Consider the following 14,139-nt stretch of genomic DNA (forward strand, 5'->3'; position numbering starts at 1 on the left):
AGTTTGAAATGACAAAACCTGTCCTGCGATTTGCACCCAGCCCGACCGGGCTTCTTCACGTCGGTAATGCCCGCGTTGCCATGATGAACTGGCTTTATGCCCGTAAACATGGCGGCGAGTTTATCCTGCGCTTTGACGATACCGATCCGGTCCGTTCCAAAGACGAATATGTCGATGCGATCCGTGAAGACCTGAAATGGCTTGGTATCGACTGGGACCGCGAAGAACGTCAAAGCCTGCGTCAGGATAAATATGACGCGGCAATTGACGACCTGAAATCGCGCAACATGCTTTATCCGTGCTATGAAACCGAAGGCGAACTGAACTGGAAACGCAAGGCCGCCCGCCAGCGTCACCAGCCCTTCATCTATGACCGCAAGGCATTGACGCTTTCGGATGATGAAATCGCCCATCTTGAGGCGGAAGGGCGCAAACCGCACTGGCGCTTCCTTCTGACCGATGGTGTGGTTGAATGGGATGATCTGACGCGCGGGATTTGCACGTTTGATACGGAACATGTGTCCGACCCGGTTCTGATCCGCGAAGACGGGTCGCTGCTTTATATGCTGGGTTCCGTCGTTGATGACCTTGAAATGGGTGTTACCCATATCATCCGCGGCGAAGACCATGTGACCAACACGGTGTCGCAGATCCTGCTTTATATGGCGATGGGCGGTAAGCCAGGTGCGCTTGAATTTGCCCATATGCCGCTTCTGGCGGGGCCGGGTGGTTCGCAGCTGTCGAAACGTCTGGGCAGTCTTTCGCTGCGTGAATTGCGCAATGACGGGTTCGAGGTCGCATCACTTGTCGGGCTTCTGACCGGGCTTGGCGCATCGGACAAGATCGAACCGGCGACACTGAACGAGGTTCTGGGCAAATTCGATCTGTCGCATTATGGCCGTTCTACCCCGAAATTCGATCCGGCGGAACTGGCCAGCCTGAACGAAAAAGTCATTCATGACATGTCGTTTGAAACGGCAAAGCCAAAGCTTGAGGCCCTTGGCCTGGGCGACGCATCCGAAGAATTCTGGAATGCGGTGTGCGGTAATTGCTGGCGCGTGGCAGAAGCGGTTGAATGGTGGGATGTGATCACCAAACAGGTCATCCCGCAGATTGACGACGCCGATGTGGAATTTTTAAAGCAGGCGGCCGATATGCTGCCCGAAGGCGACCTTGACACAACCAGCTGGAAAGCATGGACCGGTGCGATCAAGGATGCGACCGGCCGCAAGGGCAAGGATCTTTTCATGCCGCTGCGTAAGGCGTTGACGGGGCGTGAACATGGCCCGGAAATGTCGGCGATGCTGGTTCTGATCGGACGTGAAAAGGCGTGTGAGCGGCTTTGTGGAAAGGCGGTCTAAAGCAAACAGCTTTGACCGCCGGAAATATCCCGCAAATCCGAAAACACAAGCCATATGGACCGAAAACATGACCAAGACGACATTGCGTATCTATGACACATTAAGCCGCGAAAAGCAGGTGTTCGAGCCGATTGATTCCAACCATGTCCGGCTTTATGTCTGCGGCCCGACGGTTTACGACTATGCCCATGTCGGTAATGCTCGGCCTGTTGTGGTGTTTGATACGCTGGTGCGTGTATTGCGCCATATCTATCCAAACGTGACCTATGTGCGCAACGTGACCGACGTTGATGACAAGATCAACGAACGTGCCCGCCAAAGTGGCGAGCCCATTTCGGAAATCACCAAACGTACCCATCAGGCATATCTGGATGATATGGGCGCGCTTAATGCCGCCAAGCCCGATATCGAACCGCGCGCGACCGAACATATCGCAGAAATGATCGCGATGTGTGAAAGCCTGATCGAACAGGGCTTTGCCTATGCCGCCGAAGGGCACGTACTCTTTTCCGTCGGCCAGTATGAAGAATACGGCAAACTGTCGCGTCGCGACCGCAAGGAAATGATCGTCGGTGCCCGGGTTGAAGTCGCCCCCTATAAAAAGGACCCGGCGGACTTTGTGCTTTGGAAACCGTCCGATGACGAGACGCCGGGCTGGGAAAGCCCATGGGGCCGCGGACGTCCGGGCTGGCATATTGAGTGCTCTGCCATGTCGACGCGCTATCTGGGCGCGAATTTCGACATTCATGGCGGCGGATCGGATCTGGTTTTCCCGCATCATGAAAACGAAATCGCGCAAAGCTGCTGCGCAAACAAGGGTTCTAGTTACGCCAAATACTGGATGCATAACGGCCATCTGATGGTCGAAGGTGAAAAGATGTCCAAGTCGCTTGGCAACTTTGTCACCGTGCACGAGTTGCTCGAAAACTGGCCGGGCGAGGCGATCCGTCTTGCGATGCTGGGAACCCACTATCATCAGCCGATCAACTGGACCGAAGAAAACCTGCGTCAGGCCAAAGAGGCGCTGGATCGGTTCTATACTGCCCTTCGCCAGACCACGGATATCGAACCGGAAAACACTCCGGTGCCGGAATCTGTTCTGAATGCGCTGTGTGATGATCTTAATACGCCGCTTGCGATTTCGGAATTCCATGAACTGGTGACCGAACTTAACAAGGCGACGAAGAAATACGACAAGGCCGAAGCCAAGGGCCGTGTTCTGGCGGCGGCAATGTTGCTGGGGATTCTGGAAAATGATCCGGAAGCCTGGTTCACCGGTTCTGCCGATGAAGATGAAGCTGCCGAGATTGACAGTCTGATCCAGCAGCGTGCCGAAGCGAAGAAAAACCGCGACTTTGCCACCGCCGATCAGATCAGAAATGATCTTTTGGCGCGTGGTATCCTGCTTGAAGACTTCAAGGACGGTACGAACTGGAAGCGCGTTTGATCCGTCGGATTTGAATTGGAAAAGGCACCGCCGGGAGACCTGCGGTGCCTTTTTGCTTTAATTGGCGGTGGCGTCCAGTTCGTCAAACAGTTCCTGTGCGGCATTCAGGCCGTTGATCGCGGCAGGAAGACCGCCATAAACCGCCATCTGCCAGATCGCTTCGATGATTTCTTCGCGTGTCGCCCCGGCAGCAAGAGAATGTTTGATATTGACCTTAAGCTGCGGTGCGGTTTGCCCGCCCAGAACCGTCAGGGCGGAAATCGTGCAGAGCTGACGGGTTTTCAGATCAAGGTTGGGCCGCGCGTAATGACGGCCATAGGCCCATTCAACAAGACTTTCGGCAAATCCGGGCACCAGGGTATCGTATTTTTCGGCTAAGGCGCCTTCAAGCGGTGGGTTCAGACGTGCGACAACATCGCGCCCGGCGTCGAGCGCGCTTTTCTGTTCAGCCATAAGGGGCTCCTGTAAGGTATTTTGGGGTCAGGCCGTTTTCTTGCGACCGATTTCGTCGTAATTGGCGATTTTGTAATCGAGCACTTCGAGGGTTTCGGTCAGTTCGGCGATTTTTTGGGCCAGCCCGGTCCGATAGATTTCAAGAAGTTCGCGCCGTTCGCCAACCGTTTGTTCGCCTTCGCTGCGCAGACGGGCAAACCTGACCCGGTCGCGGATCGGCATGCCAAGATCCTTGAGTCGGCTTATGAAAGTCAGCCAATCGAGAATTTCCGGGTCATAGTACCGTCGGCCGCCCGCATCGCGTGACGGTTTGGGCACGAGACCGATTTTTTCGTAATAGCGCAGCGTGTGAATGGGCAAACCGCTTTTGGCCGAGACTTCACCAATCATCATGTCGGTCACCTTTCAGCTTGGGGAACTTTCAAAAGGCTAGCTGCTGGAGTGTACTTTAGGTCAAGCGTAAATTTTTTGCCAGTTTGTGCAACAGCTTGCAGTTGCGCAGCCATGACATTCTGACCACCTTCTATCCTGTGACCGGTTCGAAACGACAATGTTGGGATTGCGATGTTTTTACTGGGTCGACGGAATTTCCTGCGCGGTGTGACGGCGATTGGCGCAACAGCGGGCCTTGGCGCGATCAAACCGCTTTGGGCGCAAACGCTTGATAATCGTGCGGTTCTTGATGTGATCAAAAAGCCGATCCCGTCAACGGGTGAAATGATCCCGGCGGTTGGTCTGGGTAGCTGGATCACGTTTAATGTCGGCAATGATCCGGTTTTGCGCGACCAGTGCGCCAATGTCATGCAGGCCTTTTTTGACGGAGGCGGACGTATGATCGACAGTTCGCCGATGTATGGATCGTCCCAGGATGTGATTGGTTACGGGCTTGATAAACTGGGTGCGCGTGATCGGGTATTTTCAACCGATAAGGTCTGGACGTCGGATGACGGTGCAGAACAGATCGCCGAAACATCTGATTACTGGAACATCGAAAAGTTTGACCTGTTGCAGGTCCATAATCTGGTGGGGATCAATGACAATCTGCCGCTTCTGTTCGATATGAAGGATGCCGGACGACTGCGTTATGTCGGCGTGACGACGTCGCATGGCAGACGCACCGATGATCTGATCGCGGTGATGAAAAACACGCCGCTTGATTTCGTACAGGTCACCTATAACCCGGTGGATCGCAAGGTCGAGGATTACCTGCTGCCGCTGGCCTCGGAACGCGGAATTGCCGTGATCGTCAACCGACCGTTTCAGGGCGGCCATCTGATTGATCGGCTTGAAGGTGAAAAACTGCCGGACTTTGCCGCCGAGATCGAAGTACGAAGCTGGGCGCAGTTGATCCTGAAGTATCTGATTTCCCATCCGGCGGTGACCTGTCCGATCCCGGCAACGACACAGCCGATGCACGCCATGGAAAACATGCAGGCGGCCACCGGCCCAATGCCCGATGACGACATGCGCCAACGTATTGCTGCCGTGATCGGGGTTCTGTGATGAGCGAGTGGTGGAGCTACAGTCTGGCAGATTTTCTGCTGTTTTCGCCGCGCGTTTATTACCGGCTGTTTGAAACGCTGAATACCACATGGTGGCTTGCGGTTACCGCCGCATTGGTAGCAGGGATCATCACCTTTGGCCTTTCCATCCGGCACGGCAATCGCGGCAACCGGGTGGCGCTTGTACTGTTGGCGATGATCTGGGGCTGGGTGACTGCGGGCTTCCTTTGGTATTATTACCAGCCGATCAACTGGATAATCCCTTATTTCATTCCGGCATTTATCACAGAGGCATTGTTGATGGTGATGTTTGCCGCGCGCCGGATGCCGTTGCGATTTGGCTGGCGCGGTGATTTTTCCAGCATTGCCGGGGTGGTGATGATCGTGATTGCGATTTTCGTCTATCCCTTTGTCGGTCTGATCGAAGGGCGTGACCTGATACAGGCGGAACTGTTTGGTAGTGCCGCCGATCCGACGGCAATCGGAACACTTGGCTTTATCCTGCTGGCGCGCGGGTCGTGGCGCTGGGTCCTGTTGCCTGTGCCGTTGGTGTGGTGTGTACTGTCCAGCGGGACATTATGGGTGATGGACCAGAATATCGCGCTGCTGCCCCTGATTGCTGTCTGGTTGACGGTGCTTGGCGGCTGGATGGATCAGAAAAGCGGAGTCACCCGCCGGTCATTGCTTGATACCGGCGGGGATGACTAGAGTTCGTGTCGCGCGATTTAACGCCCGGCAAGCAGGCGAATACCAACCGCGGCAAAGAACACACCCAGCAAACCATTGATCCAGCGCGCCGCGCGACGATACAGCGAAATCGCCGGTGCGGTCGAAAAGGCGGTGGCATAGGCGAAATGCACAAGTGTTGAAATCGTGCCACAGCCAATCACGATCACCCATCCTACCCAAAGTGGCGTGCCATCGGCAAAGCCGATGGAGATGATGGCAATCCATGTCAGGATTGCCTTGGGATTTGTCAGGTGAAGGCTCAGTCCACGACTGAAATACCCGACCGGCGAGATGGTTTTATTGTCGCGCGCAATGGCATCGCCAGCCGGTTGGGCGGGCCGGAATGCGGAACGAAATGCCTTGAAGGCCAGCCATAAAAGATAAATCCCGCCGGCAATGCGAATGATGGTCATGGCATCAGCCCAGCTTGCCAGAAGGGCGGACAGACCCGTCAGGGTCAGAATGCCGATGCAAAGCGAACCTGTTCCGATCCCGATGGCAAAGCAATGACCGGCACGGCGACCGCGTTCAAGCGAGACACCCATCAGACCCAACAAGGCAGGGCCGGGGCTGATCAAGCCCATCAGAAGGGCGGCATAGGCAAGAAATATTCCCGGCAAATAGGGGGCGATATCGGCAAAGTCGATCATGGGGCGATCCTTTGTCAAACATGGTGGCAAACATGCCATGGTGGCGGTATGAAAACTGTACGCCCCGGTTGTAGTTCTGTCGATAATGCAAAAGCCCCGGTGCAAAAGGCAACCGGGGCTTTGGATGATCATATCCGCTGACGGTATCAATCGTCAAAAATGACTTCGTCGTCGGCAACCTCGACCTGACGGGCGATTTCGGACAATGCCTGTTCGAAAACTTCGGGCGGATGGCCGCCGGAAATGGCGTATTTGCCGTTCACAACATAGGTCGGAACCGATGATATACCGGCATTGCGGAATTCTTCCTCTTCGGCGCGGACTTCCTTGGCGAACATGTCGCTACCAAGAATTTCGTTTGCCTTTTCCGGTGACAGACCAACCTCCTCGGCGGCGCGTTTGATCACGCCGTGATCGCCGGGATTTTCGCCTTCCTGGAAATAGGCGCGGAACAGGGCCAGTTTCAGTTCGGTCTGTTTGCCTTCCTTGCCCGCCCAATAAAGCATCCGGTGCGCATCAAAGGTATTGTAGATGCGGCTGTCCGAGCTAAAGCGGATGTCAAAGCCGACATTTTCACCCATCATCGAGATACGGTCGCGATTTTCCGCACTCTGATCCGGGGTCAGGCCGTATTTTCCCTTGATATGTTCCGACAGGTTCTGGCCTTCGGGACCCATATCCGGGTTCAGTTCGAACGGGTGCCAGCGCAGTTTGATGTCGACCTGACCGTCCAGACGCTCAATCGCCTGTTCAAGGTTTTTGTAGCCGATGATGCACCAGGGGCAGACAACGTCGGAGACGATATCGATCTGCATCGGGATGCCGTTGCTCATGAATTGTGCCTTGTCTTATGAATATCTGGATGGGTCACACATAAGCGGTATGAAGCCAAACGCAAGGACAGAAATGCGCGGGCTTAAAAGAAACGGCCTGTCCGGGGGAGACAGGCCGTCATATGTGCAACAACTCGGCGGGGGGAGGTAGATTAATCATCTAATCCGAGTTTCGGGGTGTGCACGTGGGACGCTTCTGATGGCAGCGCGGCCAACAGGGGAGGCGAATTTCAATCCATGCCGTCGATATTCTGGCGACGGGCGTTGTCGACCATATATTCGGCAAAGGTTTCAAGGGTAGGACAGGACCAGTCTGCCGCCGTTTTTTCGCCGTCACGTTCCCATTGACCGTACCAGCGGTCATCAGGTTCGAGAAAGATCGTGTAAGCGGCGAAACGGTCGGACGCCGTCCAGCTGTTTTTGCCAGCACGGTGCCAGGTCAGACCCGCAAGCAGCATAACGTCAAAATCTTCGGCGGCTTTCAATGCCATCTTGGTGTCCCTATCCATGCGAAGCCCGAAGAAATGGAGGGTGTATTCCCAGTCACTTCACAATGTATGGTAGAGTTAATCATTACTACCATGCCTTTACAACCATTCAGGGGGACAGGTTTGCTATCCTAAAGGTGGGCAATTAGGCGATTTTGGGCAAAAAGCAGCGCATAATTGGCATGTCTTGTAATGCGGTTGCGTAAATGACGGTTTTGCGGCAATTTGCCAGACCGTCCGGCACATGCCGGAACAAGAGAAGATCGATCAGTTTTGGAATGAATATGTCAGACAAGCGCGTCTATTTATACGACAGTACCTTGCGCGACGGGCAGCAGACCCAGGGCGTGGATTTTTCGGCAGCGGACAAAACCGCAATTGCCAAGGCACTGGACGAGCTGTCGATTGACTATATTGAAGGCGGCTGGCCAGGTGCAAACCCCACCGATGACGCATTCTTTGCCAATCCACCGAAACTTAAAAATTCGAAACTGACGGCATTTGGCATGACGCGGCGCGCGGGGCGTTCGGCATCAAACGATCCGGGATTGACGACGCTTGCACAAAGCGCGCCGATTGTTTGCATGGTCGGTAAAAGCTGGGATTTTCAGGTGACCGAGGCGCTCGGGATCGAGCTTTCGGAGAACATTGCGATGATTTCGGAATCCATCGCACATCTCAAAAGCCAGGTTTCCGAAGTCATGTTCGATGCCGAGCATTTTTTTGATGGCTACAAGGCCAACCGCGATTACGCCCTTGCCGCGATCAAGGCGGCCTACGAGGCCGGTGCGCGCTGGGTTGTCCTGTGCGATACCAATGGCGGTACCCTGCCTGATGAGGTTTTCGACATTGTCACCGATGTTTGTTCCCATGTTCCGGGTGGAAATGTCGGCATTCACTGCCATAACGATACCGAGAATGCGGTGGCGAACTCTTTGGCGGCGGTCCGCGCCGGGGCACGGCAGGTGCAGGGCACTTTGAATGGCCTGGGCGAGCGGTGCGGCAACGCCAACCTGATTTCGATCATCCCGACATTGATGCTGAAGATGGGCTATGACGTTGGCATTTCACACGAACAGCTAGCCCATCTCCGCCGGATTTCGCACATCCTTGATGAACGACTTAACCGCGAGCCGACCCGTCAGGCGGCCTATGTTGGGGATAGTGCATTCGCGCATAAGGGCGGATTGCATGTGTCCGCCGTGGAAAAGAATCCGGCCTGTTACGAGCATATCGAGCCGGAGCTTGTCGGAAACCAGCGTCATATCCTTGTGTCGGATCAGGCGGGGCGTTCAAACATTCTGGCCCGGTTCCGTGAAATCGGGGTCGAGGTCGATCCGAAATCCGATGCGGTTGGCAAGCTTGTCGAAGCGGTCAAGCAACGCGAATTTGATGGTTATGCCTATGACGGTGCCGAAGCAAGTTTCGAACTTCTGGCGCGCAAGGCACTGGGCGAGCTTGACCGCTATTTCCGTGTGACATCGTTCCGCGTGATTGACGAACGCCGCTGGGTGGACGAGCAGGACGAACAGGTCATCACCATGTCCGAAGCGACCGTCAAGGTCGTGGTCGGCGATGGACAGTTCATGTCCGTGGCCGAGGGCAATGGCCCGGTCAACGCGCTTGATGCCGCGTTGCGCAAGGTGCTTCTGACCGTGCCGGAATATGTCGAAGCCGTGCAGCAGATCGAACTGATTGATTATAAGGTCCGCATCATAACACGTGGTGATGGCACGCGCGCAGTCACCCGCGTCATGATCGAAAGCCGCGATGCCGAGGGCAATAGCTGGTCAACGGTTGGTGTTTCAACCAACATTATCGAGGCGTCCTATAACGCGCTTCGGGATTCGATTACCTATAAACTGTTCAAGTCCGGCGTGCGTAGCCAGCATGCGTGACTGTTGGTTTAGGCGATAAAATTGCAAAAGGGCGCGGTTTGATCCGCGCCCTTTTTGTTTTAGCTGTGATGGTGATGCAGGTGGTCATGATTGTGCGCATGTCCGAAGCGTTCGGCCATGAAGCTTAGCAGGTCGATATCGGCGCGTTCAGTCATCGACACATAGGTAAATGTCATGGTTTCGCGTTCCTCGATCATACTGCCGGGAAATGGCAGATAGGCCAGTTCGCGGGTGGCAAAGGCCGGGCAGGCGGTGCCGATTTGCCAGTGCGTGGTGATTTTGGCATCGACCAGATGCATGGTCAGGCCATCCTTGCCAGTCTTTTGAAACGGGATGTCGGCAAGGCGAAGGTAGCTTGCCTTGTCATCGGCCTTGCGGAAGCCTTCGACGAAGCTTGAGGACAGGACCCGTAATTCCTCGGCATGGTCGGCGTCACTTTGGCCATGGACATGCGAATGCAGGTGATCGTGGTCCGGGGCGTGATTATGCCCCGGTCCGTGTGAGTGGTTGTGCCCGACATCATGATGATGGTGGTCGTGATCATGTTGATGATGCGTGTGGGTGTGGGGATGATCATGGGGCATCGGGTTACTCCACATCCGGGCCGGCGGGGATGCTTACCGGTTTGTCGATGATGCCGCGATGCGATCCCATTTTGCCGTGCGACACCAGTGTGCCCAGCACATCGACAATCACGCGCGTTGCCAGCAGGGCGGTAATGTCCGAACAGTCATAGGGCGGGGAAACCTCAACGACCTCAAGGCCGCAAATGCCTTCGGCGGCGACGAGCGATACAAGTTCCAGTGCCTCGCGCGGCAGGAAGCCGCCAGGTTCCGGCCAGCCGGTGCCTGGAACGAACCCGCAATCGACACTGTCGATATCAAACGAGATATAGACAGCATCCGCATCCTTCCATGCCATTTCAAGCGCGCGCGCCGCGGTTTCGGCCAGTCCGAGTTCCTCGACATCGCGCATGGTGAAGATGTTGGTATTGCGTTTGCGCGCAACTTCGACTCCTTCGCGCGGGACCTGCCAGCCACCAATGCCGACCTGCACAAGGTTCACCGCCGGAACATTGACCAGATCGGTGGCATGGAACCACGGCGTGGTGTGCATGCGTTCATCAAGGTCCTTTTCCTGAATGTCGATATGGCGGTCGAAATGGACGATGCCGATGCGTTTGGATGTGCATTGCGCAATGCCGCGCACACACGGGAAACCAATGGAATGATCGCCGCCGATCATGATCGGAAGTGCGCCGCTGGATGCGACGTGGCTGACCGCGCGCGTGATCTGATCAAAGGTCTTTTCGATATTGGCCGGGATGGTGAAAACATCGCCGACATCGCACAGCGTCATCTGTTCGCGAAGATCAACCCCCATTTCATAGTTATAGGGCGTGTAAAGGGCGGATATTTTGCGAACCCCCTGCGGGCCGAAACGCGTGCCGGGCCGGTATGTCGTGCCACCGTCAAACGGGATACCGATCACGGCTGCATCATAGGCGCCGACCTTGGTAACGTCTTCGATATAGGGCGCCTTCAGAAACGTGTTGATCCCGGCATAGTGGGGCAGTTCGCCCCGGGCAAAGGTCGGGATTGATTTATCAGTCAGGCAATCGGACCCGGTCAGACCCATGCGAAGCGCCCACTGCTTTTCCTTTTCCCAAGCGGCTGATGGCAGCAGGGCTTCTTTTTCCGCCGATTTCCAGCCGCGCAATTGCAGCTTGTCGAAATTCGGGTGGTGGTGGCGGGTTGCAGTGGGGGCGGGCAATGTTCCGGCCACGCGATGTCGGCGGACATTTTGGGGGGCAAAGAAATCGCGCATGGTTGTTTCCTTCGGGTTGCGTCAGTCTTTGTTGGGTTGGCTTTCGGGTTCGAGATCAGGGATCGGGTGTGGTCGCCATCAGTGCGGCCGAGAAATTCATGCCGTCGGTTTCATCGGTTTCGCCATTGGTACCGGGAGGCGGTGCCGCAGACAGATCAATCGGCAGGTCATATGTGATGGTCGCGCCATAGGCTTCGGGTGTGACCGGATCGTCGCGCAGCTTGTCAAACACCAGCATCCTTGTGCCGAGCTTGAACGCCTCGTGGATGTCGTGCGTGACCATGAAAATCGTCATGTCATGCGCCTTCCAAAGGCCCAGCAACAATTCATGCATGTCATTGCGAATACCCGGATCAAGCGCGCCAAACGGCTCGTCGAGTAACAGCACGCCGGGCTTCATCGTCAGGGCCTGCGCAATGGCAAGGCGTTGCTGCATGCCACCCGAAAGCTGGCTGGGATATTTGTTGGCCGCCGGTGACAGGCCGATGGTTTCAAGCAGGTCGGCAATGTCGTCGCGGGCCTTTTTGCGGGCACGGCCAAACAGGCGGCCGGTCAATTTGCGTGCGGCAAATTCCGCCCCGATCATCAGGTTTTCGGCAACGGTCAGATGCGGAAAAACCGAATAACGCTGAAATACGATGCCGCGATCCGGTGTCGGTTGTTGCGGCAATGGGGCGCCATCCATCAGGATATCGCCGCCACTTGGCAGTTCTTGGGACAGCAGCATGCGCAAAAAGGTTGATTTGCCACAGCCCGATGCCCCGACCAGCGTGCAAAACGCCCCGGCTTCGATATCCAGATTGATGCGTTCAAGTACCGGATATTCGCCGTAAGACTTGCTCAGGTTGCGGATCATGAATTTCGGGTCGCGCATCACAGACTATCCCCCGAAAGGTGGTTCCACGGAAAAGCCCTGCGCGATGCCATCAACAGCAACCGGTCAAGGATGAAGGCCAGAAGCGTGATCCAGGCTACATAAGGCAGGATCACATCCATCGCCAGGTAACGGCGGACCAGAAAGATGCGATAGCCAAGGCCGCTCGTGGATGCGATGGCCTCGGCCGAAATCAGGAATATCCACGCCGGGACAAGGCCAAGCCGGATGGCGGTGATCAGTTTGGGCATGACTTGCGGCAGTACTACACGGGTGATCATTTGCCATGTTGATGCGCCCAGCGTTTCTGCCTTGATGATCAGTTCGCGCGGGATTTCCATCACCGCCTGCGACACGCAACGGATCATGACGGGGGCGGTGCCGATCGTAATCAGCATCACCTTGGATGTTTCGCCCAATCCGAAAATGATGAACAGGATCGGCAGAATGGTAATCGGTGGGATCAGTGACAGGGTGGCGACAAAGGGCGCCAGACCGCGCCTGATATGCGGAATGAAGCCGATGGAGATGCCAAGCCCGATGGCAAGCAGGGTGGAAATGAAGATACCAACCGCAAGGCGCGACAGGCTATCGACCGTATCAAGCCACAGCAGATAATCGCCCGACCGTTTGTCGGCCTCGAACCCCATGCGCCAGATCGCATCCCCCATGCTGCTTAGTGACGGCAGCAGTTTGTCCGCCGGGTTATCGATCCGGCGCAGATGGCTTGCGATGGCATAGGCCCCGATCAAAAGCGCAAACGGGGTCGAACCCAGCAATATAGCCGCGCGTCTTGAAAGAGTGCGATTGATGATACGCATGGCCGTCACCTTGCAATTGCAAAAACGGTGTAGGTGTCAAAACGGGGCAAAGTTCACAAAGGTCGGCCATCCGAACCCGATGCAACCGGTGCAATGAATGTTACCGGGCCGGATGGCCGACAGAGTTAAACAGCATTAATCAGCAAAGCGCGTGGTGACGCGAACACGCTGCGCTCAAAGTTCGCCCTTGGCGGCCATTTCCATATAGGTCGTGTCGAATTTCAGTTTCACATTGGTGCTGTCGCCATAGATGCTGCCGTCCGGGAAGCTGACGCCGACAAATTCCGGGCTTGGTGCACCTTCGCCAAGGATGCCCTTGTCGAACAGGAACTCAGCGACGAATTTCATGGTTTCGGGAAGCTCGACCGATTTGGTGAATTCAACGGCCTTGTCCGGGGTAAAGAACATCGCCGTGCTGGCAAGCTGGGCGTCATATCCGGCAAGATCGGTTCCAGATGCTTCGGCCATGGCGGTGCGTGCGGCAATGCCTTCGTCCGTGTCGGATGCCATGATGCCCATCAGTTCATACCATGCACCGACCAGTGCCTTGCCAAATGCGGGGTTGTCGGCAAGGGTTTCGGTGCTGACCATCATGATATCGATGATTTCGCCGGGAATGCCCGCACTGTCAAAGACAAGCGTTGCATTATCGTTGGCGGCGATTTCCGACAGAAGCGGGTTCCACGTCACGACTGATGTGACATCATCGGTGGCATAGGTCGCGATCATGTCGGCATCGGATGTATTGACGACGGTGACGTCCTGTTCGGACAGACCTACTTTCTCAAGGGCGCGTGCCAGTAGATAATGAGAAACGGAAAGTTCGACCAGATTGACATTCTGCCCCTTGATGGCGGCAAGGTCGGTTGCGTCTTTCAGGATGATGCCGTCATTGCCATTGGAATAATCGCCAACAATCAGGGCGGTGGTATCAACCCCGCCACCGGCCGGGATCGAAAGCGCGTCCATATTGGTCATGGAGCAGCCGTCATATTCGCCGGCGGTATATTGGTTGATTGATTCAACGTAATCATTGATCTGCACGATATCGACCGAGATGTCGTATTTATCGGCCCATTTTTTCATGATGCCGCTGTCTTGCAGATAGCCCCACGGCATCCAGCCGACATAGATCGACCAGCAGACTTTGAATTCGGATTTTTCTTCGGCGTGGGCGGGCAGGGAAGCCAGAGAGGCAGAAAGGACGGCGGCAAACGAAAGTGTTTTAAAAAACCTCTTTAACATGTGTGCGCTCC

The 14,139-nt window shown here is 55.6% G+C and carries 15 protein-coding genes; 5 read left to right on the plus strand and 10 right to left on the minus strand.

The features are described 5' to 3' along the window. Positions 1-8: 8 nt before the first annotated feature. Both J7395_RS09730 and cysS read left to right on the plus strand, forming a co-directional pair. Complete coding sequence (locus tag J7395_RS09730) at positions 9-1,361, plus strand: glutamate--tRNA ligase (RefSeq protein ID WP_209221336.1); 1,353 nt, start codon at positions 9-11, stop codon at positions 1,359-1,361. Positions 1,362-1,428: 67 nt separating this feature from the next. After that, positions 1,429-2,808 (plus strand): cysteine--tRNA ligase, encoded by a 1,380-nt coding sequence (gene cysS, locus J7395_RS09735; protein WP_209221337.1) that lies wholly within the window; start codon positions 1,429-1,431, stop codon positions 2,806-2,808. Between the two features lie 57 nt (positions 2,809-2,865). On the opposite strand, the gene J7395_RS09740 is transcribed toward cysS, so the two are convergent. Continuing rightward, positions 2,866-3,261 carry a carboxymuconolactone decarboxylase family protein gene (locus J7395_RS09740; RefSeq protein ID WP_097051060.1) on the minus strand — a complete coding sequence of 132 codons (396 nt, stop codon included), beginning with the start codon at positions 3,259-3,261 and terminating at the stop codon, positions 2,866-2,868. 27 nt (positions 3,262-3,288) lie between these two features. Then, a complete protein-coding gene (locus J7395_RS09745) occupies positions 3,289-3,654 on the minus strand; it encodes a MerR family transcriptional regulator (RefSeq protein WP_062952946.1) in 366 nt (121 codons plus the stop codon). Positions 3,655-3,825: 171 nt separating this feature from the next. Here J7395_RS09745 and J7395_RS09750 point away from each other — a divergent pair, with 171 nt between their 5' ends. Further along, positions 3,826-4,764 (plus strand): aldo/keto reductase, encoded by a 939-nt coding sequence (locus J7395_RS09750; RefSeq protein ID WP_085642034.1) that lies wholly within the window; start codon positions 3,826-3,828, stop codon positions 4,762-4,764. Then, a complete protein-coding gene (locus J7395_RS09755) occupies positions 4,764-5,471 on the plus strand; it encodes a DUF6064 family protein (protein ID WP_062959858.1) in 708 nt (235 codons plus the stop codon). Before J7395_RS09750 ends, J7395_RS09755 begins: the two co-directional genes overlap by 1 nt. A gap of 17 nt (positions 5,472-5,488) precedes the next feature. On the opposite strand, the gene J7395_RS09760 is transcribed toward J7395_RS09755, so the two are convergent. The 3 genes from J7395_RS09760 to J7395_RS09770 all read right to left on the minus strand — a co-directional run bounded on the left by J7395_RS09760 (position 5,489) and on the right by J7395_RS09770 (position 7,466). Beyond that, positions 5,489-6,142 (minus strand): LysE family transporter, encoded by a 654-nt coding sequence (locus J7395_RS09760; protein WP_062959859.1) that lies wholly within the window; start codon positions 6,140-6,142, stop codon positions 5,489-5,491. Positions 6,143-6,288: 146 nt separating this feature from the next. Next, positions 6,289-6,975, minus strand: a complete 687-nt coding sequence (locus J7395_RS09765) for a DsbA family oxidoreductase (RefSeq protein ID WP_209221338.1) — start codon at positions 6,973-6,975, stop codon at positions 6,289-6,291. A gap of 230 nt (positions 6,976-7,205) precedes the next feature. Beyond that, entirely contained in the window at positions 7,206-7,466 is a 261-nt protein-coding gene (locus tag J7395_RS09770) for a hypothetical protein (RefSeq protein ID WP_062952942.1), read from the minus strand. A gap of 281 nt (positions 7,467-7,747) precedes the next feature. On the opposite strand from J7395_RS09770, the gene cimA reads away from it, so the two are divergent. Next, positions 7,748-9,361: a citramalate synthase gene (cimA, locus tag J7395_RS09775; RefSeq protein WP_348541221.1), complete on the plus strand. Its 1,614-nt coding sequence runs from the start codon at positions 7,748-7,750 to the stop codon at positions 9,359-9,361. A 59-nt stretch (positions 9,362-9,420) separates the two neighbouring features. On the opposite strand, the gene J7395_RS09780 is transcribed toward cimA, so the two are convergent. From J7395_RS09780 to J7395_RS09800, 5 genes are all read right to left on the minus strand, one after another. Further along, complete coding sequence (locus tag J7395_RS09780) at positions 9,421-9,945, minus strand: hypothetical protein (RefSeq protein ID WP_209221340.1); 525 nt, start codon at positions 9,943-9,945, stop codon at positions 9,421-9,423. 4 nt (positions 9,946-9,949) lie between these two features. Next, positions 9,950-11,188, minus strand: coding sequence for an agmatinase family protein (locus J7395_RS09785; RefSeq protein WP_209221341.1), 1,239 nt, complete (start codon positions 11,186-11,188; stop codon positions 9,950-9,952). A 55-nt stretch (positions 11,189-11,243) separates the two neighbouring features. Continuing rightward, positions 11,244-12,062, minus strand: coding sequence for an ABC transporter ATP-binding protein (locus J7395_RS09790; protein ID WP_209221342.1), 819 nt, complete (start codon positions 12,060-12,062; stop codon positions 11,244-11,246). Beyond that, positions 12,062-12,883: an ABC transporter permease gene (locus J7395_RS09795; protein WP_209221343.1), complete on the minus strand. Its 822-nt coding sequence runs from the start codon at positions 12,881-12,883 to the stop codon at positions 12,062-12,064. The genes J7395_RS09790 and J7395_RS09795 overlap by 1 nt, the downstream gene beginning before the upstream one ends. 174 nt (positions 12,884-13,057) lie before the next feature. Further along, on the minus strand, positions 13,058-14,128 hold the full coding sequence (locus J7395_RS09800) for a putative urea ABC transporter substrate-binding protein (protein WP_209221344.1): 1,071 nt from the start codon (positions 14,126-14,128) through the stop codon (positions 13,058-13,060). Positions 14,129-14,139 lie beyond the last annotated feature (11 nt).

Origin of the sequence: Thalassospira sp. A3_1 (assembly GCF_017744215.1) — a bacterium.
GTDB classification, from domain to species: Bacteria; Pseudomonadota; Alphaproteobacteria; order Rhodospirillales; family Thalassospiraceae; genus Thalassospira; species Thalassospira lucentensis_A.